General features: G+C 32.9%; 22 protein-coding genes. All 22 read right to left on the reverse strand.

Annotated features, from left to right (window positions below):
• Nucleotides 1-149 precede the first annotated feature (149 nt).
• Complete coding sequence (locus V5J73_RS03665; RefSeq protein WP_338647704.1) at nt 150-851, reverse strand: sugar transferase; 702 nt, start codon at nt 849-851, stop codon at nt 150-152.
• Between the two features lie 15 nt (nt 852-866).
• On the reverse strand, nt 867-1,946 hold the full coding sequence (locus tag V5J73_RS03670) for a hypothetical protein (RefSeq protein ID WP_338647705.1): 1,080 nt from the start codon (nt 1,944-1,946) through the stop codon (nt 867-869).
• A gap of 485 nt (nt 1,947-2,431) precedes the next feature.
• Nucleotides 2,432-3,439: a sugar-transfer associated ATP-grasp domain-containing protein gene (locus V5J73_RS03675; protein WP_338647706.1), complete on the reverse strand. Its 1,008-nt coding sequence runs from the start codon at nt 3,437-3,439 to the stop codon at nt 2,432-2,434.
• Between the two features lie 64 nt (nt 3,440-3,503).
• Complete coding sequence (locus tag V5J73_RS03680; RefSeq protein WP_338647708.1) at nt 3,504-4,658, reverse strand: glycosyltransferase family 4 protein; 1,155 nt, start codon at nt 4,656-4,658, stop codon at nt 3,504-3,506.
• A complete protein-coding gene (gene asnB / locus V5J73_RS03685; protein WP_338647709.1) occupies nt 4,658-6,529 on the reverse strand; it encodes an asparagine synthase (glutamine-hydrolyzing) in 1,872 nt (623 codons plus the stop codon). Before asnB (V5J73_RS03685) ends, V5J73_RS03680 begins: the two co-directional genes overlap by 1 nt.
• A gap of 6 nt (nt 6,530-6,535) precedes the next feature.
• Entirely contained in the window at nt 6,536-7,564 is a 1,029-nt protein-coding gene (locus V5J73_RS03690; protein ID WP_338647710.1) for a glycosyltransferase family 2 protein, read from the reverse strand.
• On the reverse strand, nt 7,561-8,628 hold the full coding sequence (locus tag V5J73_RS03695) for a glycosyltransferase (RefSeq protein ID WP_338647711.1): 1,068 nt from the start codon (nt 8,626-8,628) through the stop codon (nt 7,561-7,563). The genes V5J73_RS03690 and V5J73_RS03695 overlap by 4 nt, the downstream gene beginning before the upstream one ends.
• On the reverse strand, nt 8,625-9,473 hold the full coding sequence (locus tag V5J73_RS03700) for a GT-D fold domain-containing glycosyltransferase (protein WP_338647712.1): 849 nt from the start codon (nt 9,471-9,473) through the stop codon (nt 8,625-8,627). The genes V5J73_RS03695 and V5J73_RS03700 overlap by 4 nt, the downstream gene beginning before the upstream one ends.
• 63 nt (nt 9,474-9,536) lie before the next feature.
• Nucleotides 9,537-9,662, reverse strand: a complete 126-nt coding sequence (locus V5J73_RS03705; protein WP_338647713.1) for a hypothetical protein — start codon at nt 9,660-9,662, stop codon at nt 9,537-9,539.
• Between the two features lie 645 nt (nt 9,663-10,307).
• Entirely contained in the window at nt 10,308-12,203 is a 1,896-nt protein-coding gene (gene asnB / locus V5J73_RS03710; RefSeq protein WP_338647714.1) for an asparagine synthase (glutamine-hydrolyzing), read from the reverse strand.
• Nucleotides 12,190-13,320 (reverse strand): hypothetical protein, encoded by a 1,131-nt coding sequence (locus V5J73_RS03715; protein WP_338647715.1) that lies wholly within the window; start codon nt 13,318-13,320, stop codon nt 12,190-12,192. The genes asnB (V5J73_RS03710) and V5J73_RS03715 overlap by 14 nt, the downstream gene beginning before the upstream one ends.
• A 1-nt stretch (nt 13,321) precedes the next feature.
• Nucleotides 13,322-14,425, reverse strand: a complete 1,104-nt coding sequence (locus tag V5J73_RS03720) for a hypothetical protein (protein WP_338647716.1) — start codon at nt 14,423-14,425, stop codon at nt 13,322-13,324.
• Between the two features lie 197 nt (nt 14,426-14,622).
• The gene (locus V5J73_RS03725) at nt 14,623-15,834 is read right to left on the reverse strand and encodes a hypothetical protein (protein WP_338647718.1); all 1,212 of its coding nucleotides are present in this window, start codon (nt 15,832-15,834) and stop codon (nt 14,623-14,625) included.
• The gene (locus tag V5J73_RS03730) at nt 15,827-16,867 is read right to left on the reverse strand and encodes a polysialyltransferase family glycosyltransferase (RefSeq protein WP_338647719.1); all 1,041 of its coding nucleotides are present in this window, start codon (nt 16,865-16,867) and stop codon (nt 15,827-15,829) included. Before V5J73_RS03730 ends, V5J73_RS03725 begins: the two co-directional genes overlap by 8 nt.
• A 1-nt stretch (nt 16,868) precedes the next feature.
• Nucleotides 16,869-18,311: a lipopolysaccharide biosynthesis protein gene (locus V5J73_RS03735; RefSeq protein WP_338647721.1), complete on the reverse strand. Its 1,443-nt coding sequence runs from the start codon at nt 18,309-18,311 to the stop codon at nt 16,869-16,871.
• A 6-nt stretch (nt 18,312-18,317) separates the two neighbouring features.
• Nucleotides 18,318-19,010: an acylneuraminate cytidylyltransferase family protein gene (locus tag V5J73_RS03740; RefSeq protein ID WP_338647722.1), complete on the reverse strand. Its 693-nt coding sequence runs from the start codon at nt 19,008-19,010 to the stop codon at nt 18,318-18,320.
• The gene (locus V5J73_RS03745; protein ID WP_338647723.1) at nt 19,007-20,053 is read right to left on the reverse strand and encodes a nucleotidyltransferase family protein; all 1,047 of its coding nucleotides are present in this window, start codon (nt 20,051-20,053) and stop codon (nt 19,007-19,009) included. Before V5J73_RS03745 ends, V5J73_RS03740 begins: the two co-directional genes overlap by 4 nt.
• Nucleotides 20,040-21,149: a UDP-N-acetylglucosamine 2-epimerase gene (neuC, locus tag V5J73_RS03750; RefSeq protein ID WP_338647725.1), complete on the reverse strand. Its 1,110-nt coding sequence runs from the start codon at nt 21,147-21,149 to the stop codon at nt 20,040-20,042. Before neuC ends, V5J73_RS03745 begins: the two co-directional genes overlap by 14 nt.
• Nucleotides 21,146-22,159, reverse strand: a complete 1,014-nt coding sequence (neuB, locus tag V5J73_RS03755) for an N-acetylneuraminate synthase (protein WP_338647726.1) — start codon at nt 22,157-22,159, stop codon at nt 21,146-21,148. The genes neuC and neuB overlap by 4 nt, the downstream gene beginning before the upstream one ends.
• Nucleotides 22,156-22,776: an acetyltransferase gene (locus tag V5J73_RS03760; protein ID WP_338647728.1), complete on the reverse strand. Its 621-nt coding sequence runs from the start codon at nt 22,774-22,776 to the stop codon at nt 22,156-22,158. Before V5J73_RS03760 ends, neuB begins: the two co-directional genes overlap by 4 nt.
• A gap of 138 nt (nt 22,777-22,914) precedes the next feature.
• Nucleotides 22,915-24,207 carry a nucleotide sugar dehydrogenase gene (locus V5J73_RS03765; protein ID WP_338647730.1) on the reverse strand — a complete coding sequence of 431 codons (1,293 nt, stop codon included), beginning with the start codon at nt 24,205-24,207 and terminating at the stop codon, nt 22,915-22,917.
• The gene (locus tag V5J73_RS03770) at nt 24,204-25,184 is read right to left on the reverse strand and encodes an SDR family oxidoreductase (protein ID WP_338647732.1); all 981 of its coding nucleotides are present in this window, start codon (nt 25,182-25,184) and stop codon (nt 24,204-24,206) included. Before V5J73_RS03770 ends, V5J73_RS03765 begins: the two co-directional genes overlap by 4 nt.
• Between the last annotated feature and the right edge of the window lie 6 nt (nt 25,185-25,190).

Below are 25,190 nucleotides of genomic sequence, written 5' to 3' on the forward strand. Positions count from 1 at the left end.
TCAAATATTTTTGACTTTTATTCCCTTTTAAAATGCAGTATTTTTTTAATTTCGGGCTTGCTATACTTATGTGAAACAAAGGGATCAATTCAAAAGTGGTATGAATCTCTTTTCATTGGAATTTATAGTAATTTTATCCAATGCTTTTATTATAATTTGGCTATCCCTGATACAGTTAACGAATCTGGTTTTAGCGGCAGGTTTTTTAAGACTTTGTAAACTATCTGAGAATCAGAATTTATTAATGACCAGAAAGTTAGAAAAAGTATTTTTATGTCAACTAGTATTGAGCAGTTATAAAAATACCATTCTTCAAGAGCACCTTTATGGGGATAAATATATTTTTTGTAGTATTCTATAGGATCTTTCCCTAACTCTTTATATGTAGTAACTAATAACTCTTCATCTCTAAACACAAGTGAACCGAGTCCTGTAATTCCTGGTCTGTTTTTGTAAATTACATTTTGCACTGCTACCGTATATTTTTCAAAACTTTTGGGCAACAATGGTCTAGGGCCTACTAAAGACATATCTCCTTTGATTACATTTAAAATTTGTGGTAATTCATTTATTTTAGTAATTCTTAAAAACTGGCCTACTTTAGTAATTCTGGGATCATTTCGTACCGTTAATGTTTTGTTACCCAGATTTGGACTATCTTTTAGCATCGTAGCAAATTTGTAGATATTAAACGGTTTGTTATTCAGTCCCATTCGCTCTTGTAAGTAAAATATTTCACCTTCATCTGTGAATTTTAGTAGTGTAATTACAATTAAAATAAAAGGGATTATCAGAATCAATCCTAGTAAAGAAAAAATAATGTCCGCTGTTCTTTTGATGAATTTGTACATTTAGTTGAAACTACATTAATTTTTAATTAAATCCGACTCTTTCATAACAATTGGTCTTTCATCGACATCTCTCAGAAAAATTAATCCATCTTCAAATTGATATAATTTAAAATTGGTATCAAAATTTGAATCCTCATCTAGTAATCTAATTGTATCCTCACATAAATTTGCACCACCCAATGCAAAACATTGCGTAAAGGCAACGTGGCGAACATTAATTTCGGTAATTAAAGGAATTCCATTTTCGTCCTCTTTTAAATCCACTGTGTAAAAACCGTGTTTTTCAACTCCAGTTCGTTCAAAAATAATATCCATTGCTTTATTGGCCACATCAAATACCTTTTTGTCATTAACTAATCTGCCGAAAGATGTATTTCCTGTAATTCCAGAAGGTGAAACTTTTGACATTATATAATTAACACGCTCAGCGCAAGAAGATCTAATAAGTTTCCCTTTAAAATATAACATTTTGCAAGCTAAATTTCGACCTGATAAAAAATCACTAGCTATAAAATTATTAATTCCTTTGTTAATAGAAATCCATCGTTCTAAATCATTAAATGTTTCTATTTTAAAAGATCCAAGTCCAGAAGATCCTGTAGCTGATCTAATCCAATAGGGATATGATAAAACATTTTCAGTATTATTTTTTAATAACGGGTCATTGGCATTAATTTGTATTGAATTTGGAACAAGAGCAGATTCGGCTAAGTATGCAGTTAGAATACCTTTATCAAGCATTTTATTTACTGCCTTTAATGGTGGGATAAGTGATTTACAAGGAAGAGATTCTTTTTCTTGTCTTTCACTCCATTCTAAAACTTCTTGTTCTGGTAGAATTATTGCTATATCAATAGACTCTTTTTTTATTAATTCTTCCATTTCAATCCAATAGCCTGGATGAGAGGATGGCTTCGTTACGTAGGATTTATTAAAAAGAGTTTTTTGATAATGTCCAACGGCTAATGGGTGAACATCTGTACCTATTAAATTATAGTTATAATAATTCCCAATTTCTTTAATTGCTCTGGCGAAACTACGAGCAGTGGGCCCACCAATTCCAGTAATTAATATGTTTAAGTTTTTTTTTTTCATTATTTTTAATAAAGTTTGTTTTTAAAAATTGAGCGATAATTCTACCAAATTATTTTGACATTAAATTCATTAATTTTTTTTTCTTTTTCCAGAGTTCAAAAGCAGTATTTCGTTTACGAATTCCACCTTAAAGTCTGCTTCTTGTCCTAAATATTTCGTGAACTCCGCAATTAGTTGACCTTCTTTAGTCAATGTTGGATTGATATTAATCTTAAGCTAATTGTTTTTTTGATCAGCTTGCAGGTGTTTATAAAGAGCGACTTCTGACCGATGCGACATGTTATAACTTTTTAGAATATTCAGGAAATTGACTACTTGCACAGTTCCTTAAAATTTTAATAGGTTCTAACTAATTATTACAAGTAGGGGAGCATATTTTCACTAATTTTAACCTTAAAAATACTTTGTGCTTGAGTTATATTAATGAGATGGAAGCAATTATCACTTGAACTTATTGTATTACTTGCAAATAGATTTTTTTTGATTCACTTTTTATGTACCTCTAGGGTATGTTTAAGACCTTGATTTACGGGTAATTGCCATAGAAGTTTGCACCAATCATGATTTCCTTCGATAAAACCAGGACCATTATCAGTTACTACAATATCCCATCCAATTGAACGGTTTTGTGGATGCAGCTTTGCCGCCGCCTTTACCATAGCAATACATTCATTCCAGAAAGGAACTTGAAATCCAATTATTAGAACTCCAGTAATCGGATGTATAATCTCTTCCTTCTTAGTAATATCGCTATAAATACCTGGCCCAGATATCTTTCCTGTCTCCTCATCGACCATTGCCGCTATATTTCCTGCAGCCATATTATCGACTTGGGAATCAACAGAAATTCTTTGACGGCATCCTAAGATTATCACCTCATTATTTTTGTCTAACTGCGTGAATATGCGCACCGTATTCACACCAGAAGGCGACAAGGCATTCATTGCTGCATGTTGAGTGATAAATTCTTCAACGAGGTCTAATCCTTTGGTTTCCATGTAAGCTATCATCGACGTAGTATCAAAATCTATGGTATTTACCACCTCAACAGAAACCCCACATTTGCCATCAGCTGCTTTGAAAACCATTTTTCCAGAAGGATTTAGTAATAACTGCTTCGCTAAATTTAAATCATTTTTTAAATCTTCTAAAGCAGCAACTGTATGCACAAAGTATTTCTGATATGCCTTATAAAATTGTCGCTTATCGTCTAAAATGTGTCGTGCTTCTTTAGGATTCATAAGTAGCTGGTATTCATACATATATCCAGTACCTGCCCATTGCTTTTTTTCGTAGGTATTTTTGCTGTAAAAACGAAACTGAAAATATTCAAGTATCGAAATATTATAAACATACACAGACGTAATACTAGACAGTAATAAATAAGTTTTGCTTTTTCCTGTTTCTTTGGCAGCAAATGTTAAAAACTTTTTAAGTAGTTTCCATTTCATTTGTTTTAGGTAATAACCAAGATATAAGGTATGTTGTATCATTTTTTTTAATTTCTGCTTCTTTGCGTTTTTAAATACAAAACAGTTCGATTATTATTATACTGCTTTATTTTAAATAAGTATCATATTCTTGTAAAACCGCCTCCCAAATTATGCTATGCGTAAACTTTTCTTCTACTCTTTTTCTGATTTTATGTGAAAATTGTTGTCGCAGGGCTTCGTTTTCAAGTAATAAGGTCATTTTTTCGGCAAGGACGTTTTCATCCTTCACAGGAATAAGTATCCCAGTCTCGCCGTTGGTAATAATTTCATTACAACCGTTAATGTTTGTTGCAATTACAGGAAGTCCCATGGAACCGGCTTGGAGCAATACATTTGGAAATCCTTCTCGATACGAAGGAAAAACAAAAACATCTGCCAATCTTAAATAGGCTCTCACGTTATCTGTACGACCAGGGAAGATTATAGAAGCATCGTCTTGTATGGTTTCAATTGTATCTGATGATAAGGAGCTATTTTCTGTTTCTAAAATGCCAACAAGTAATAATTTTAAATTGGGATTGTTTAATTTTTTAAAAGCAGCAACTAGTTCTACGATGCCTTTATCTTTGGCCAACCTTCCCAAAAAAAAGAATACAAAATCAGTTTTTTTGATACCTAATTCATCTTTCAGTGCTTCTGTCTCTATTTCTGCACCTGAATAATCTCTTGTGAAAAATGCTGTATCTACACCATTGGAACTACCATGTCCTAATACTTTTACTTTATCAAGGGTTGTAAACTTGTACTCAAGGATGAAGTCCATTAAACCTTTAGAGTTTGGATAAATTTTATGCGCACACTTATAGGTTAGTTTCTCTGTAAACTCTAATATTTTTTTTTTTTTTCCTGTAAGTTCCATCAATGGCATACCTCCTAAAGTATGTAGCCTAACAGGAATGCGCGTTATTTTTGAGGCAAGCATTCCTAATAAACCAGCTTTTGGTGTGTGCGTATGCACAATATCTGGTCTTTCTTTTCTGAATAATTGAATGAGCTTTAACAGGGCTATAAAGTCCTGTTTTATACTTATAGTTCTCATTAATGGAATATCAAGCATTTTTATGCCTTCGCGTTGTTCTATTTCATTAAAGTCCTTTTCTACATAACTAGAAACTCCTATTATATTGTAATAAGTGTTTAAAAATGTTAGTTGACCAACCAAAATTTTATTCATTGAAATGGGAACTGTGGTTATGCGTATAATTTTCTTTTTATCCATTAATTATGATTTATATACCATTTCTGAAACACAAACAGTAGCCATAATTTAGCACTATGGTTTTCTTTATTGTTGAAATGTTCTGTGAGTAATTGTTGTATTGCCTCGTATTTAAAAAGACCTTGTTCTTCTATAAAAGTTTTTTTAAATTGTGCTTCAAGTTTCTCTTTTAGTTCATTTTGAAACCACAAACGAATTGGAATACCAAAACCTTTTTTACTGAAGCTCATTGTTTCCTCTGGAACCAAATCGCTAAAAGTATCTTTAAGAATCTTTTTCTTATTAGTACCCTCAATTTTGAAATGATGAGGCAATTTTGTTGAAAATTCTGCTATTTTAGAATCCAAAAAAGGTACCCGCGCCTCCAATGAGTTTAACATACAAGCACGATCTACTTTAGTTAACATATCGCCTTCTAAAACTAATTTCACATCGCTGTAAAAAGTTTTGCTCAACTCGTCTCCATTTATACCAATAAAGTGTTTTAAAATAACCTTAATAGAATTTTCTTGAAATTCTGGTTTTAACAATTCATTTTTTTGCAATTCGTTATAGCCCAAAGAAGATAAAGATGCATATCTTTGTTCGGGATTCAACCCTGCAGAATGGATAACTTTTTTTACTTTTCTTAAAATCTGATTTGTTTTACTCGTGTGCGGAATAATTCCAATTAATTTTTCAAAAGCCGCTCGCATCATTTTTGGATATCTATTGTATTGGTCAGCATAGTGCTTCCCTAAATATTTATCATAACCACCAAAAAGTTCATCTGCACAGTCTCCAGTTAATACCACTGTCACTTTTTCTTTGGCTTTTTTTGCCACCATCATAGATGGTATTACAGAAGAATCGCCAAAGGGTTCATCAAAATAAGCCAAAGTTTCATCTACAATTTCTAACAAATCTTCGTGCCCTACTACAAATAATGTATGATCAGAGCCTATATGTTTTGCTACTAGCGTAGCTCTTTCACTTTCATCGTACTCCTTTTCTTTAAATCCTATAGAGAAAGTTTTTATCGGTTGAGAAGACAATTTTGCCATGATAGCAGTAACTACACTAGAGTCAATACCTCCACTCAAAAAACTTCCTAAGGGAACATCCGATATCATTCGCTCTTGAACAGAATCAAACAGTTTTATTCGCAATTCCTTTTTGGCATCTTTATAATTTTGCAACTGATTTTGCTGATTATTATAAGAGATACTTTTAAAATCATAGTATTGTTTTGATTTGAAATTTCCATCCAAATCAACGGTAAGGTAGCAACCAGCTTCAACTTTGAATAGATCTTTATAAATTGTGTATGGTGCTGGAATATATGTTAAGCTCAAATATAAATTTAAAGCTGTTTTTGATAAGTTTTTGCTGTCGTGAAAAGAAAGTAATGCTTTTAGTTCGGATGCAAAAAAGAATCCTCTTTCATTTCTAGTGTAATACAGCGGTTTTTCGCCAAAACGATCGCGAGCAACTAGTAATTTTTGCAACTTTTCGTCCCATATAGCAAAAGCAAACATACCTTCGAGTTTCTCAAGGCATTTTTCAATTCCCCACGCTCCATAGGCTTCGATAATTACTTCTGTATCACTTTTTGTCGTGAATTGAATTCCTTGCAATTCTAATTCTTCTCTAATGTTTTTGAAATTGTATATTTCGCCATTAAATACTATAATTATTGATTTATCTTTATTAAACATAGGTTGATCACCAGTGCTTAAATCGATAATTGATAGGCGGCGATGTCCTAAACCTATAGGAGAGTTAAAAAAGTAGCCACTATCATCTGGACCTCTCTTAACTAGTTTATCGGTAGCCGATATAAGTTGTTGTTCTGTGATGCCTCTAGCACTAAATCCGAATATTCCGCACATTATTTTTTATTTAAAATATATTTTTCTTGACTTACTCAGAATAAAACCTGTGAGATAGAGAAGCGTTGTTGATCTTAATTTTAAAATCAACAGTAAAATTTTATTTACCCTATTCAAATTATGAAATGAGAATTTTTTTAATAACTGTGAAACTAGGAAATCGTTTTGCTGTTCCTTTAAAAGTACTTTTCTTTCTGTAAAATTAAGCCTGTTGAAGTTTACAATATTTAGTGGTGCTACAAAACCGAACCATTTGATGAAAATTTTTTTTCCAAATGATTCTACTTCAAGCGACTGATTTTTAAAAAAATCGAAGTAATCATTAAACTTTTTAAAAGCAATTATCTGATTTTTTACTAATTCATAATTATCACTACGTTTTCCACTAATTTGAATTCTGTAATTATATAGAACCTTATTTAAAACATAAATTTTTTCGGAATGATTAAGAGCATCTAAGGAAAACACAAAGTCTTCGGCATTACGCATTTCTTGAAATTTGATGTTATTTTCAATGAGTATCGACTTTTTTATAATTTTATCCCAGACAGCTAAGCCACATTCATTTGAAAAAAGTTTTGCTAAAGTAATTTTATCCTTTTGGGAATTTATTTCGCCAGAAAACATAGGGTTTTTAGTGCTAATAAAATTTCCCGAAGCGTTTCTTTTTTTGTAACCGAAAATGATACAGTCAGGTTTTATTTTAATACAAACAGTTACTATTTCATTAAAAAAGTCTTGCTCTACCCAATCATCACTATCCATAAAATACACATATTGACCCTTGGCAATAGATAGGCCGTGATTTCTTGCGGCACTAACCCCGGAATTAGATTGTGTTAGTATCGTAATATTGCTGTTGTTTTTTTCTAGTGTTTTAATAATATTTAAAGTATTATCTTTCGAGCCATCGTCAACTATAATAATTTCTATGGCTTCAGTTTTTTTAGAACATAGTGAATTTATGCACTCTGAAATATATTCCTCTACATTATAAGCTGGTATTATAACCGAAATCAAAAAACTTTCCTTCATTGTTCAAGTTCTAAAAAATTCATTATTTTATGACTAATTACTTTTGCATCTAATTCATCGGCTAGCTTTTTAGCTTCTTCGCCTAATTGCTGTCTTAAAGTGGGATTTAGTATTAAAGCATCCAGGGCTTCTGCCATTTTATTTATATTCCCGTTTTCCACCAATATACCGTTTGTGGTATGGGCTATCATATCTTGTGGTCCAGCTACAAAATCGAATGCTACACAGCAACAAACTGCTGCCATAGCCTCTGCTAAAGCGTTTGGAAAGCCTTCGCTTCTGGAAGGGATGACATAAATTCCTGCATAAGCATAAATTGTATCGATGTCTTTTACTTTCCCTAAAAATGAAAGTCTGTTATTAATACCAAGTTTGAGGGCTAAATCTTTTAACGCTTGTCCGTTTTCATTGCCACCGGCAATATGCAACTCCCAATCTGTGTTTTTTAGCATAGCAAAACTTTTTAACAATAAATCAAAGCCTTTCAGGTGATCACCTAAACGACCAACGGCCAAAATAACCTGCCGCCTTTTTATTTCTGGATAGGTGGTAACGCTACGTAAAATGTTTGGGATGACTTCAATTTTAGACTTTGGAAAGTATTTTTTTTGATAGCTTGCGGCGATGCTGGTTTGCGCGATGACTCCTGTGGGTGGTTTTAACCAATAGGCTATTCTATTAATGGTTTTTATAGGTTGTTCCCAAATAAATAAAGGGCTCGATCGTTCTGAAATGTAGAAAGGTGTTTTATTGCCCATCATGGCCAAGGCGGTAATCGCGCCATAAAATTTATTAAACGCCAATACTTTCTGTGGTTTGTGTGCTTTAATTAAAATTTTAATCCATAAAACTGTTTTTAAAAGGGATAAGCTTTTTGTATTAAAACCTTCTGGATCTTCAAATACAATACCGTTATTTAATTTGAAAAAATGTGCTTTTTTAAATATTGATACAAAAACAACTTCAAAACCCTCTTCTTTTAACGCATTTGCAGTATTTACCGAAGCGCGTTCCATACCTCCCATACTCAAGCAAGGACCCACAATGAACACTTTTTTCTTCATGCTAAAAACCTTGCAATTACCTGATTTTCGTAATCTGTGTTGACAATATCTGCCACTATTCTGCCGCCAGCAGCTTCACTAGTATATTTACCTTCAATAATTACTTTTGTTTTTGCGCCTTTTAAAAACCATTCGTATTCTATATCCAAATTTCCGATGTCTAAAGCTTGAAAACCTATTAGCGCTAATTCATACGCCAAGGGTTTGGCTGTTGGCCCCATAGCTACCAGCACCAAATGATTTTTAGTTTGTTGATTTGCGAAATTAAGAAGTTTATCAAATTGATCAAAGGCATTGTGCGCAGGACCTAAAATACGTTTGACGCTTTTGGCATTTTTAAAAAGATTGTTCCCCACGCCCAATCTACTTTTTTCGCCTTCAATGAGCATGATGTCTTTATCATTCCAAATAGATTGTACTTTTTTGAACCAATCACCGCTGAGAGAGGTGTCTTCATAGTCCATATATAACCGTGTCATAGAAGCGTTGTAATATGTTTTGTCCTTTTTTAAATATTTTATTAAAAAGGGATACGTCCAAGAAATTACTGCGCGCCAAAGTGTTTTGGAATCTTTTTTTAAATTAGTTAAAGAGTGATAGCCCACTGGTAATCCTATTAAGATTTTTGGGTTGTCTGATGTTAGAATATCTTTAAAATAAGTTCTTAATCTTTCATTTTGTTTTTGATATGGCAAATCTCTTTTCTCCGTTAAATAAAGAAATTCACTATCTCCAAATCTACAAATCGAACATTGTTCTGCTAAAATTGCATCAATTGTTTCCGGAATTGACTTAACGTGCGGTAAAGGATATATTTTTATTACAATAGGATAAATTGCACTCAAAAAATATTTAAATGCTTTGCGAGGGTATTTAAAAAAACTACCATACTGGATATTCATTTTTATTTATATGTTTTGATTAATGTTAACTTTACCTATTATTGCGGGAACATTAGCCACAATAAAATTATCTGGAGCATTTTTCACTACGACAGCATTAGCTCGAACGATTACGTTATTGCCTATACTCATACCGCCTAAAATTTTTGCTCCACAACTAATTCGCCATTATTTCCTATTACAGGAAATTTCGAGTTTTTGAAGCCAATAGTAACTTATGATTAATCAAACAGTTTTGACCAATACTTTTAGCCGTAATAATTGTTGCAAAGTAATGTTCTAAATATAACCCTAGCCAAATATTATCGGTAACTATATATAAAGTATTCATTTTCGGACAAATCCAACTGAAAAGTTTTGAAATTACACCTGCTCTTTTATAAAAAAGATTTCTAAAGTCTGGGTAATATAGGATACAAATAAAATTTGGATGCTATAGTCAATTTTATGGATTTCAGTCCATCTTTTTAGATCTTTTCTAATGAGCGCTCGGTTAGGGTTTAGATTAAAAAATATGATATACAGAACAATATAAAAAGCACTAATCGCTGTTAAAAATATTTTTATAATTTCAATTAATTTTTATTGATTTCTATTTATTAAGATATGCTTCTAAGATTCATTTTACTTGATTAAAATTTTCTTCATGCCAGTTTAGTGGTAGTGCTAGTAGACGCGGCAGTTCTAATAGGGTTGGTGGGCAAAACAGTAGTTGATTTTTAGAATCAATAGGTTTTTTTTTGAGTCAAAACAAAATCGAAGTCATACCAGTGATTATTAATTTGAGTTGTTTTTTTCTATCCAGCTTTCAAACCACATTTGAAATATCAAGAGTCGCCAAATTATACTCACATATCTTAATTCCCCTTTTTTAAACTGACTTACCAATTTATCTACATAAGCAGGGTTAAAAAAACCGCCTCTTGCAATGGAAGTTGTATTTAAATGTTGATCTAATAAAAAAGACAAATCCGACTTCAACCATTTGTAAATTGGCAAGTCAAAACCTACTTTTGGACGATCCATCAAGGCTTTTGGAACATATTTGTACACAATTTCCCTAATAGGTCTTTTGCTCTCTACACCATTATGTTTATAATTATAGGGTAAAGAAGCGGCAAATTCCATCAAACGGTGATCTAAAAGTGGCTCTCTTCCTTCTAATGAAACCCCCATGGCTCCTCGATCTACTTTTGGCAGTAGTAAATTAGTAAGCGTATCTTCTATTCCTAAGATATAAAGATCATCTAGCGGATCTATTAAATTATATTTATGTTTCTGATGTAGTTGTTGTTTAAAAGGAAACGCAAACAAGCTATCCATCATTTCCCGTGGAAAACCGTTTTGTTGCAAATGCAACTGAGAGATTCTATCCTCTTGTGCTGCAGACAACATATTTCCTATCCCTTCGATTTTTTTTTGCAAGTAATTGTACTTGCCTGTAAATAGTGTACTACTTGATTTAGCAATTGTACCCACAAGATTTTTAAATGGTATTTGGTTTACTTTACTGAAAATTTTGGGAGTTGATTGAAAACCACCGTATCCACCAAAAAGCTCATCGCCACCATCTGCAGATAACGCCACGGCTACATCTTTTCTAGCTAACTTACTCACTAATATAGTGGGAATACAAGAAATATCTGCCAATGGATCATCATATAGAAATGGTAATAGTGGTATTAAATCTATAGCATCTTGTTGTCTGCAGTCATAACTCGTATGTTCTGTACCCAAGTGAGTTGCTATTTTCATGGCATCATGGGATTCATCTACACCATCAGAAAATCCAATGGTAAACGTTTTTAATTTTTCGGTTCTGTCTTTCTGCAACAAAGCGGTTACCATCGTGCTATCAAAACCTCCACTCAAAAAAACTCCAATCGGTACGTCTGAGATCATTCTTAATTCAGAAGCTTCTTGCGCAAGTTTCTCAGTTTCTTGTACTGCTTCTTTGAAAGTACCTTTATATTTTTCTTTTTCTAATAAAGCTCCATAATTCCAATATGGTAGAACCTCTACTTCATTTGTCTTACAATCATAAATAGTCCAAGAGCCCGTACACGCTTTTTTTACTTTGTGAAGAATAGTATTGTCATTTGTACTGTATCCATAGTTTATGAACGTACACAGACTGGATACATCCACTTTAGCTGTGAAGGTTGTTGTATTAAAAAAAACTTTTAATTCAGAGCCAAATATTAATTTTTGGCTGTCTAAATACCAATATAATGGTTTTACACCCACACGGTCTCTGCACAAATACAACTTATCTTCTAATGAATTATAAATAGCAAATGCAAACATGCCCCTAAATTTTTCAACACATGCGGTACCAAAAGCGTGAAAACTTTTTAACACAACCTCCGTATCTGAGGAGGAAGTGAAAGCATATCCTAACGCTTTTAATTCCTCTTGAATTGTTTTAAAGTTATAAATTTCACCATTTAACACGATAGTTAGATGCTCGTACTGCATAGGTTGCTGACCTAAAGCAGATATATCTAGGATGGACAGTCTTGTGTGTCCTAAACCAATGCTGCCTCGGTCTGTTTTTTCAAAAAAAACTCCTTTACCATCTGGCCCACGGTGTGCTAATGCCGCATTGTATTTTTCTAATTGATCTTGACCTAATTGAAAAGAGGTGTCAAAAAAACCGCTAATTCCGCACATAGTTTGTTTTTATTAAATGGCCTAGCTCGTCAGAACTTAAAAATTCTACGTCTGGATACTTTTTTATTATTGCGGTCAATAAGATTTTAAATTGTCTCAAACTTTGTTCTTTGGCACTGGCATCTAGTCCACCTACGAAATTAATGCGATGCATACTGATGATTGCAGGGGTGTGAAATGTAAAAGCTAATTTTACCATATCTAGCGTTGCTTTTACCCAGTCCGTAGTTCCATGATAAGCAGGTTCAAAGTAAGCGTTTCTAACGATATAGTTCAAACCTGAAGTTTTATTGACTTGACCTGTGTAATGATAGGTATTTTTGTACCCTATTTTAGTAGGTTCTTGTTGGTAAAAAGACGTCTGAATATTCTTAATACCAGCAGCTTTGAATACCTTTTCTAATGCACTATTCCACACATAACGCGGGGCGATGATAGAACTAGATGTATATCCAAAAGCCTCTTCAAATAAATGCATTCCCTCTTTAATACTCGTTGCTACAAATTCGTTCTCCTTTTCATTCTCATATTCAAACGCTGCCATTAAATTCTTTCTATGTGCTTGTGCACTAGGTGCATCGATACCATAACAGCCGAGATGAAAAGCATTGATAAAAAACTGATTATTATTTTGCAATTCCTTTAACCAAAGCAATGCATTGATATGTTCCCTACCATGAAATTGTGGGCGAAAATGTCCCTGATTGATTAAGCTTTTTAATTTTTGCCAAACTTGGTCATTTCCATCGCGCTGCATGTAGGTTTCCATAAAGGATTGATAACTGTATTCTTGAAAATTACTGTTCTCTATTTTAGCATAATCGGGATTGGCAGTAATGAAATTAGTTGTTATTTTTATTTTTTTGCCAAGTTCACTTTCAATCTCATTTAACAGTAATTCTAAATCTTCTAAATCTTCTACTCGCTCTAAAGTATCCAATTTTGAGTGTGGATTTTTATTCATATCCACGCCTAAATTATTTAGCTGTAATTGAGTGGCCTTATTAGGTATTCTTTCACTTCCCCAATCGTCTGATTCTATGACCACAATTTTTCTACTTGTTTTATAGCCTTGCGCCAAGCTTTGTAAAAATCTTAATTTTCCAATTGCACTCATGTTAAGAATTTCCTATCTCGTTCACTGAAATAAATTCAACATCAGGCCATTTTTTTAGTATTTCGCTCAGTAACAGGTCGAGTGATCTTAGTCCTTTGATTCTGTTTGATTCTACAATTCCACCTACAAACGAAGCCCTGTGATTGGAGATGATGGCGGGTTGTTTGCAATTAAATGCTTGTTGTATGTTTCGCAGGCAGTCTGCCACCCCGTTGTTACCAATGGAAAAATTGGTTTCAAACACCGCATTACGAACCAACACACTTAATCCCGATTTTTTTTTTCGTCCTAGATAATTAAATGACCAGACATCTTTGCCATTTATTTGTGGTATTTTAAGAATTCGCCCAACATCTAACCATTGTACGCCTTCTTGTTTAAGAATAGACTCGAGACTTGGGTTGTAAAACATTGCGGGTGGTGTAAAAACTTTGGATGAATATCCATACAAATCCTTAAAAATAGATAAACTACTTTTTGTGATTTCCTGAGTGGATGCAACATCCTGTTGATCCCACACATCAAACGAAGCCTCAATACCTCTGGTGCGTTTGGGATATTGTAAATAATCATGACCTAGAAAGAAAAATTCTTGTTCAAACACTTTTCTTGCCACCGCTTGTTTGTTCTGTAATTCTTCCATCCACCAATTCACTTGCACGTGTTCGCGACCATGGGATTGCGGTACAAAAATGTTTTGCTCTATACCTTGTTTTACTATAGACAGCACCGTGTCGGAGTGGGGATAACGTTTGTACGTTTTTTCTATTGTTTCAAAATGATAATTTTGGAAGTGATCCGCTCTTATTTTTTCAAAATCCGGATTGCCTACATTGGTAACGGCTGTAATGCACGGGTGGTTTCCTAAATGGTCTTTGTATTTGGTAAGCACTTCAAAAAGGGCTTCCATATCGCTATTGGTTTCTAATGTGTCAAATTGATCAAACCGATTGGCATCCACATCAATGCCTTTTTCTCTTAAGGCTTCTCGAACTTCCATTGATTTTAAACGCACCGAGCCCCAATCATCGGACATGAAAATGATTTGTTTTATAGTAGTTTGGTAGCCTAAAGTGGCGGTGAGTTTTTTAAGGGTTTGTTTCATGTGTAGCTATTATTGATTTTTTATTGGTCACATGATTCTTCCAGATAGTAATTTCCTTTGATATCGAAATCTGGTTACGGAAGTTTCATTTGTGCTTATTGTTTTTCTAGTGGTCATCTTGATATTTTTAAGCACCCTTAGCGGTTGCACATTTACTTGTATGATTTTCTTTCCAGTATAATTGTATTGTTAGAGTATTATAGTGAATATAATTCCACAAAAAAATTAGAAATAAAAAAATTGAATGGAATTATAAAATGACTTGCTATTAATGCCATAATTCCATATAAAAATAAAATAGGTACAAATAGTTTTAGAAAAGTTCCAAAAATATTGTTTTTTATCTCAGTAAAACTTTTTATATAAACTTGAAAGAATAATCCGATTGCGATAAGACTAAATATCATTTTAAAACGTACCCCTTGCGAAATATTAAGCATAATATTGGATATACCCCAAAAAAGTAACACTAAATTGAATAACTGCAGTAAACCCTGATTAATGAGTAGCCTCTTCCTATTTATATACAATATAACCATGCCTAGTGGAACGCAGTACCAAATTGCATCTAGTACAATATTTAAACCTTGTAGTTTAACATTATAGGACTGTTCATTTTTTGCATAGCGTTTGTTTAAAGTATTTTGACCTTTTTTGGATGCGTATGCATTGTATTTTTCTGTAATAATCGTTTCTGATTTCGATACGGTCAGATCTTCTATAGCTCCTACTACTGAACTTTGCCCGATAACGAATGTAAAAATGACAAAAGACACATAATACCAAATTTTGTTTTTAAATAAAAGCAGTAATACTGGTAACGCCACATATATTGCAAGCCCTATGTGGAACAATGGAGTAAAAAGTATGTAAATTAAATACTTTTTAGATTGTAAGTTGTAATAACTCACTGCATTGTAAACTATAAAAACACCACCTGTGTAAAAGGCCAAATTAGGAATAGGCCTTAACAAAAAAAACAAAAGCAAACCAAAAAAGAAAAGTAAGCCAAAATTAGTAAGCTCCCTTAAATTTATTGTCTTTAGCATCTGGATTGTTTTTACTAGGAAATAGCCATAAACCAAAAACAGCGCTGAAAAATAGATATGATGAGATTGAAAAAATGCACCAAAAATAATAGACATGAGCGTATTATAAAACTTACCATTCTGCAAAGCGAGTAATGACTCGAAAGCGGCACCTAAGGTATTGGATGCTTGTTTATAAAACTGACTCTCATAACGCTCTAAATCTCCTACGCTAATAGCTGTTAAGCCTAAAAAAGTATAAAGAGCAATCAATAAGTTTCTACCAAACTTTGAATCAAAATTTTTGAGTGCGATAAATAATGCAGAAAGCGGCCAAATTAAATATAAAATAATGGCATATCCTTTACTTTCTTTATTCATTTGGAAATTTCATTTCGCTAGGATTGGTGATCATTTTGATATGATTCAAAGCGGGTATTTCAAGTTGATTGATTATGAAATCATTGGTTTTTTTAAAAATAGGATAATTAAAATAATAATTGCAATGTCTATTTTCAGTTATTAAAACTGTGGACCATCCTGAAAAAACAATACAGTTCTTTAATTTTATTAATAGTACTTCTGCGGGCACCATAGATTCAATCAAAATAATGCGGTCATTGTTTTGGTATTTTTGTTTATTTGTTTTAGTTGTTAGAGGATGCAGTTTTACGGCTATTTTTTTTTGTGGAAACTGATTTAAAACGGCTTCTAAAAATTCAAAATCAGTATTGTACAAATTTTCCCATAGGGGTTGATTAAAATAGTAGATTACGTTTTCTATGGGAAAATCATCATAATAATTAAAACAATGTGCAATAAAAGAGATACAATCTGTATTGAATTCGGGCAACTTAATAACATTCGGTTTATTTTTAGCACTATGCACGTATTGCTCAGGGTGAGTTATCCAAAGGGTATTAATGAATTTATGACAACCGTAAGTATAATAGTCAAATCGAAGAAACGGCACGAACAACTTATTTTCGACAAGTATTTTATTTTCTTTTATAGAATCTCTAATGACGCTCAGGAAGTGATATTTTTTATTAAATTTAGCGTAAGCACTGTAACCATCTGGACCTAAAGAAATCTCTACTCCCTTCTTTGATAATTTATAAGCAATATAAATGTTAACAGCGTTTATTGCCTGAAAAAACAAGAAATGATTTGGTTTTTCTCTCAAAATAATAGTTGCAATGTCTTTTGTTGTTCTATTGTCAATAACATGGGTAGTTATGTTATTCAAAACCGTTATTTTGGTTGTATCTAATCCTTGCAAACGAGTCCCATTCCTAATAATATAGATGGTATTTATATATGATTCGGTATTATACACACCAGTTGCTATATTTACAGCTTGTAAAAACTGATATTCTGTTAAAACAACATATACATTTTTGATTACTTTCATATTATTTTAAAATCTGTTTGAGTATGTTATTTAGCGCACGCATTTGAAATAGGAATGCTAGCGAGCCATAGAGGAGAAAAAATAGTAACAAATTGATTAGTAAATTCCATTTATCACTCATTTTGATAAACCAAATTATTTGCATTGTATATACAGTTACGCCTACTATTGCATTTAAAACAAAAATTGGCATCAAATCAATTAATTGTTTGCTCAGGCCAAACCCAATCAATTTACCAGAATAATATGAATTTACACCAGTTATAAAAATATTTATGATAATCAAACTGTACAACAATCCAAAAATGCCAAACCATATTGCAGTAAATGCTCCTAGAAAAAGCAATACATTGTGCAGCAACGAGAGTTTGAGTACCATATCGCTTCTGCCTTTTAAATTACAAATATTGAGGTTATACTGATGAACGGGGTAAAATATACCTGAAATAAGTAATAATTGAAAATAGGGTACTGCTGGAAGCCATTTGTCGGTGAGTAACCACCTGAAAAAAGGAGTGGCAATGATTCCTAAATAGACAAGAATGGGTGTAACTACAAATACCACTATTTGCATTAGTTTGGAATAAGTATTTTTAAGTTGTGCATCATTTCCACCTAGGTTAGCTAACAAGGGGTAGAATACCCTATTAAAAGCATTGTAAAAGAAACCGCTGGGTAACTGTTCTAAAGAACGTGCTCTAGTAAAATAGCCTAATTGTACTGCGGAAAAATACTTTCCAATGACTATGTAATATAAGTTCTCAAATATTGTATTAATAATGGCCGTAATCGATAATTTGTAGCCAAAATTTAAATGGTATATGAATTTTTCTTTATTGAACAAAAAACTCGGAGTCCACTTCGCATACCACCAAAGTTGTACTGTGGCTATGGCTGCATAAGCTAAATCCTTGGCTACTAAACTCCAAACTCCGTAACCGTTATAAGCCATCCAAATGGAAAGCGATGCACTGATGATTAAAGACGGTATTTGTAATTTAAACTGTGTTTTAAACTGTAAAGATTTATTCAGTTTAGTGGATTGTACTAATGTAAATGCATTAACTATTAGAAGTAAACCTAATACACGTACTAAACTAATTAGAATTTCGTGCTTATAAAACATTGAAATATAAGGTGCCACAAAAAATAATATGACATATAAGACAATTGAGCTACCAAGATTTACAAAAAAAACAGTAGAATAATCTTCATTATTAGGATCCTTTGTTCTTATTAAACTAGAAGCCAAACCACCATCTAACAGGCCACGACTAATGGCTATAAAAACGGCAATCATTCCTAATAGTCCAAATTGCTCAGGAAGCAATAAACGTGCTAAGATAATGGTAACAACGAAATTTATTATTTGTGTTCCCCCTTGTATCATAAATGACCAGAGCATTCCTGATTTGACAGTATTTTTCTTAGTTTCTATAGTCATTGATTTCTATTTCGTTGAATTTTCACAAACTAAAATTTCAGCAATTTTCCAATCAAAATTGCTATCGATATCATGGGAACTTTTTTCATCCATAACATATTTTTTAATCCTAACGAAATCTGTTAAGTATTTTTTCTCTTTTAGAGCTTTAACATTTATGATGTAGATAGCACCATTAAGTTCATAAACCTTAGGGCAGTCCTGTCTTCTGGTAAAAATCTCATCTTTGGAATTTACCAGCCATCCATTTAAATTTTCTTCTTTTAGTACGTAATATGGGTTTGATTTAGTTTCTAAAACGGAAGCTACCATCTCACAATTTTCGTCAAATTCATTTAAAGCCTCTCTAATATGCTTGTCAGTTCTAAAAGGTGAAGTTGCTTGCAATAGCACCAATACCTCTGAAAAATAACCTCGTTTTTCATAATATTCTATAGCATGTAATAGAACTTCAGATGTGCCAGTTCTATCGGTTGCAAGTTGAGCAGGTCGGATAAAAGGGACTTTTAAGCCTAATGATTCTACGATATTTTTAATTTCTAAATCATCTGTTGATACACAAATCTGTTCGTTTTGGAAAACTTTTTGGGCGGCATCTATGGTGTATTGGATTAAAGGTTTTTTATTTAATAATTTAATGTTTTTTCTCGGCACACCTTTAGATCCACCGCGAGCTGGAATGACAACTAATGTTTTCAAAATCTTATTTGTTTAATATCGTCTTGTGCTTTTTTAAAATCTTCATGTTTGCCGATATCTAACCAATAACCCACCAATGGATAAGACACAACTTTTAATTTTTCAGTAATTAATTTATCTATTAAATCAGTCGCGTTAAAAAATACTTCTTTAGGTATATGCTTTAAAATAGATTTTTTCATAATGTAGATTCCGCCATTTGAATAGTAGGTATACATTGGTTTTTCTTTGAAACTCTCTATTGCGCCATCCTTAGTTTCTAACACAGCATAAGGAATATTTACCTCGTACGGTATAGTTAATACTGAAAAATCTGCCTCTTTCTCAATAAAATCAAGAAACAATTGTTCGTAATCTACATTAGTTAGAATATCAGAATTCATAACTAAAACATATTCATGTTGTAAATTATCAATTTTTGAAACAGCACCAATTGTGCCTAAAGGTTCATCTTCCCAAACATAATTAATATCAATATTTTTATCTTTGCCATCACCAAAATAGTTTTCTACTTGTTCACCTAAATATTTTACGGAGAACCAAAAGTCGTCAATTCCGTACAGAGCTAAGCGATCAACATTATACTCCATAATTGCTTTACTTCCTACCTTTAAAAGTGGTTTTGGTACCGTATCAGTAAGTGGTTGTAAACGCTGTCCTCGTCCGCCTGCCATGATTATGGCATCAATTGGGAGGTAAGATCTCATTACCCTAAAATTAATAACATTTACTACCTTAAGTTCACTATCTACAACGGGAAGAATTCGGAAATTACCTTTTCGATACTCAATTATTTTCTTAATATCCTGATCTCCCTTTTTGATAAACTTTGGATGTAATTGAATAATACCATCTACGATTTTGTTGATAGTAACACCTTTTATCAATGCTCTTCTCACATCTCCATCGGTAAGTGAACCCAATAGTTTATTCTCTTTATTTACTACAAATAAAATGGCATCTTGTGCAAGGAAATCAAGTTTTATTAAAGCTTCTTTAATACTACTTCCTGAAGAAATCAAATGATCTCTAAAATTTCTCATATTCTTTTTTTAGGATTTCAATAATTTTTGAAGCTGTTTCTCCATCCCCATAAATACTAGAAACTGTGATTGCTTTTTGATTTTCAATCGATTGTACTGCTTCTATTATTTTTTGTTTTTTAAAGGGGGTATTTATGATGTTCTTTGTCATAATTCGACCATCTTGTCTGTTTCCTAGATTAATAACCCACTTTGGAAAAAAGGCTGCTTCTATAAAACCACTGGAAGTATTTCCGATCATCATCTTGCAATATTTCATACAAGATAGATATCCAATCATTCCAAAAGATTCCACGATTTTTAAATTTGGATTATCCTTTCCAAACTCTAAAATAATCTCCTTGATCTGATCGCCTGTGGTATCTGCATTAGGTAAAGTAATTACTACTTGGTAATTTTTCATTAAATCTGAAAAAGACAATAGCAGTTCGTCAATATAATTTAAATTCATTTTCAGATTTACAGTTTCTGGATGGAAAGTGCAAAGAAGTGTAGGTAATGATAGGTCAATATTAAATTTAGATTTGAAACGGTCAATACTCAAGTAATTTATATTTTTTAAATTATCAATACTTAGAGCACCAACATTAAAGGTTTGTGCTTCGGGATTAATTTGATTAGCTTTCTCTTTATAAATTGTAGTTGAAACAAATAACAACTTCGACATTAATGAAATAGCATGCCTGTATACATTATCTATAGCACCTAGAGTTGTTTCTCCGGCATGTAAATGAGCTACCTTGTAAACAAATGGAGTTGTCGCAGTTACGGCAGCAAACATTTCATATCTGTCGCCCAAGGCAATAATATAATCGTATTTATTTTTGGACCAAAAATCTGAAAAAATATTTATACTTACTCCAATATTTTTTGTTATATCTAACGGATTACGATTGTTGATAGGGGTTTTAATTTTATGAATTTTCTTAAAATTTGATTTTTCAATTTCAGTTATTGTAAAACCATGTTCTTTCGACAAATGAGTGCCGAAGGCAACAACCTCTAAATTGAAAAATTCATCCGATTTAAGATGATTCAAGAGTGGTAAATAAATACCGAAATCAGCACGTGAACTTGTTAATACTGCAATTCTCATACTATAATTAAATCGTCTTTATTAAAATTTTTAATTGCTTTTTTTCCCAAAATAGCATCCCATTGCATAGCAGATATCCCGTTTCCAGGTCTTTTGGTAGTAATATTATCTTCAGTAAATAGACTGTCTTTCTCTATGTTTTTTTTAGCGACAATACTTTTTCTGGCTATAATAATATTTTTTATTTCACTTTCACTAGGCTCCTTTATACCATTACCAGAAAGTGTTTGCTCAATGTTACGGATAGCTTTGCACATTGCAATTAATTCAGCAGGTTCTAATGAAGAGGCATGGTCTGGACCTGGAAGATGTCTATTTAAAGTAAAATGTTTTTCAATAACTGTAGCTCCCAAAGCAACCGCAGCGATTGGTACTTCAATACCCAAGGTGTGATCTGAATATCCAATCTTTACATCAAACTCTTTTTCGATACTGAGCATCGCTTTAAGATTCACATCTTTCATAGGGGTTGGATACTCAGTATTACAATGTAAGATTGTTATTTTCTCCTTCGAAATTCCAGCATTTAAGAAAACTTCTAATGCATCCTTTATTTCATACATCATTGACATACCAGTAGAAATGATTACTTCTTCGAACAAGAAAGCGGCTTTCTTTAAATAGGGCAAGTTTGTAATTTCACCACTTGGTATTTTTACTACTTTTAATCCTATAGAAGCTAAATATTCCAGAGAATCTAAATCAAATGCAGTTGAGAAAAAAGGAATATTTTTTTCTTTGCAATATTTTATTAATTCCTCATGTTGATCGTGAGACAATTCCAACTTTTTTAACATCTCAAGTTGTGTATCGCCCCCATTTTGAGTATTCTTAATTTGATACTCTGCTTTTTTAGCGGTTTTTGAAACTAAATGTTCAGCCTTAAAAGTCTGAAATTTAATATAATCAACACCTGCATTGACTGCTGCATCTATTAATTTGAATGCCTTATTAATATCACCATTGTGATTAACGCCGGCTTCAGCAATGATAACTACTTTTCTACTCATATAATTTTTCCGGGATTCCCCACAACTTTTAAATTATCATTTACATCAGTAATAATTACAGAACCGGCACCGATAATAACATTTTTCCCAATTTTTATTCCCTGTTTGATTACTGAATTTGCACCAATAAAAGTGTTTTCGCCTATTTGAACATTACCGCACAATACTGCTCCTGGTCCTATATGCACGGCATTACCAATTTTACATTCATGTTCTAAAATGGCCGCTGTGTTAACGATACAAAAATTTCCTATTGTAACTAGCGGATTAATAGACGCATGTCGTGCTATTAAATTTCCATTCCCAAAAGTTATCATACGGGATACAGAAGCCGCAGGATGCGTAATATTTAAAACGTTCTTTCCTTTAGAGAGAATAAGTTTTCCTAAACGATTTCTTAACTCGTTATCGCCAATACCGAGTATAAATTCGTAGTTTTCTGTCCAATCAAAATCTGGATTTAATTCAAAACCCATATATTTTAAATCAAAATAATTATGTGCGACTACGTCTGGCTCTAGATAACCATCTATTTTGATATTAGCTAACATAGCAGCTTCGGCCACCACAAATCCATGCCCTGAATAACCTGCTAAAATCGTTTGCTTTTTTTTCATAATATTTTTTTAAAATTATGCATATTTGTTGCTTTTTTTATTGCTGTAGCATAACATAGATGATTTATTTATTCATTATTTATTAATTGGACTATCTTTTTTATTAAAAGACAATGTTTTATGCTTAAAGTCCTTTTTTTATAACTTCCCATCCGCATGATTCAAAATTCCTTTTACATCGTAAATAACAGCATTCTCTTTTTTGAGCTCCTCTAAATCAAGATTTAAAAATTCGTTATGGGCAACCCCTAAAACAACTGCATCAAATTTTTGATTTGGTATTGTATTGGTGGATTTTAATCCATATTCATGAAGAATTTCTGCCGGATTTGCCCAAGGGTCGTAAATTGTGATCTTGACATTATAATCTTCTAAAGCTTTTATGACGTCGATGATTTTGGTATTCCGCACATCAGGACAGTTTTCTTTGAAAGTGATACCTAAAATTAGTAAAGAAGCACCATTGATAGCTATATTTTTTTTAATCATGAGCTTCACTACTTGCGAAGCTACATATTCTCCCATACTGTCGTTTAACCGTCTTCCTGCTAAAATAATTTCGGGGTGGTAGCCAGCTTCTTGTGCTTTTTGAGCCAAGTAGTATGGATCTACCCCGATGCAATGGCCACCTACTAATCCAGGTTTGAAAGGAAGAAAGTTCCATTTTGTACCCGCGGCTTCTAAAACTGCATGGGTATCAATATTTAGTAAATTGAATATTTTAGCCAATTCATTGACAAAAGCAATGTTGATATCTCGTTGCGAATTTTCTATTACTTTGGCCGCTTCTGCAACTTTTATAGTAGGAGCGAGGTGAGTTCCAGCTGTAATAACTGATTTATACAAATCATTCACCTTTCTACCAATTTGTGGTGTTGAGCCTGAGGTGACTTTTAGAATTTTCTCAACGGTATGTTCCTTATCTCCGGGATTAATGCGTTCTGGAGAATAACCTGCGAAGAAATCCTTATTAAATTTCAGTCCTGAAACTTTTTCCAGAACTGGAATGCATTCCTCCTCAGTTGCACCAGGATAAACCGTAGATTCATAAATAACAATGTCCCCTTTTTTTAATACTTTGCCTACTGTTTCGCTGGCTTTGTAAAGTGGCGTTAAATCAGGACGGTTGTTTTTATCTACAGGTGTGGGAACGGTAATGATGTAGTAGTTGCAGTCGGCGATATCCTCTAGATTAGAAGAACATAACAAGCCAGTAGGGTTCTCGACTGCGCTCGAACTGAAAAAGTCAGAAACTAATACCGCTTGCAATACCTCATCACTGATTTCTCTTGTTTTATCACTTCCTCTGTTTAATTCGTCGATACGGGTTTGGTTGATATCGAAACCTACTACTTGATACTGTGCGGCAAAAAGACGTGCCAATGGTAATCCTACGTAACCCAAACCAATTACTGCAATTTTTATGCTCATTTTTTATTTTTTAAATTTTCCCAGTACCAATCAACAGCTTTTTTCAAGCCTTGTTGCATTGAATATTGTGGAGTATATCCTAATAAATTTTTGGCTTTTTCTATACTTGCTAACGAATGTGGAATATCACCTGCTCTAGTTGGTCCGTATGTTGTTTTAACAGCAGCAATTTCATGATCAAATAAGGACAAGTACTTCTTAAGTGCTTCCATTAAATCATTTAATGAAGTGCGATTACCAAAAGCGGTATTGTAGACAGTATTAATCGCCAACGGATTTTCTGTAAAGAGCGCTAGTTCATTCATTTGAATCACATTGTCGATATACGTAAAATCTCTAGAATTAGTACCATCGCCGTTGATCACTGGACTTTCATGGTTCATTAATTTTTTGACAAACAACGGAATTACAGCGGCATACGCCCCATTGGGATCTTGTCGTCTTCCAAAAACGTTAAAATACCGCAACCCAATGGTCTCTAAGCCATAGGTTTTGCTGAATATTTCGGCGTACAACTCGTTTACGTATTTAGTAATAGCGTAGGGGGAAAGTGGTTTTCCAATTACGTCTTCTACTTTCGGTAAGTTTTCTGAATCTCCATAGGTAGAGGAACTGGCAGCATAAACAAAACGTTTTACACCCGCATCTCTGGAAGCAACTAGCATGTTTAAAAAACCAGAAATATTAACGGCATTAGTAGTAATGGGATCGTTAATGGATCTGGGAACCGAGCCTAAAGCTGCTTGGTGTAATACATAATCCATTCCTTGTGCTGCTTTATGGCAGTCTTCTTCATTGCGAATGTCGCCGTGAAGGAGCGTAAAATTTGGGTTGTCTAAAAATGGAGTAATATTATACAAATGGCCTGTAGCAAAATTGTCTAAGCAAGTTACCCTATGTCCTTTGTCTAAAAAATATTCGCATAGATTAGATCCAATGAATCCACCTCCACCTGTTATTAAAATTGACTGCTTCATTATTTA

This window comes from Flavobacterium sp. KS-LB2 (assembly GCF_036895565.1).
Classification (GTDB): Bacteria; Bacteroidota; Bacteroidia; order Flavobacteriales; family Flavobacteriaceae; genus Flavobacterium.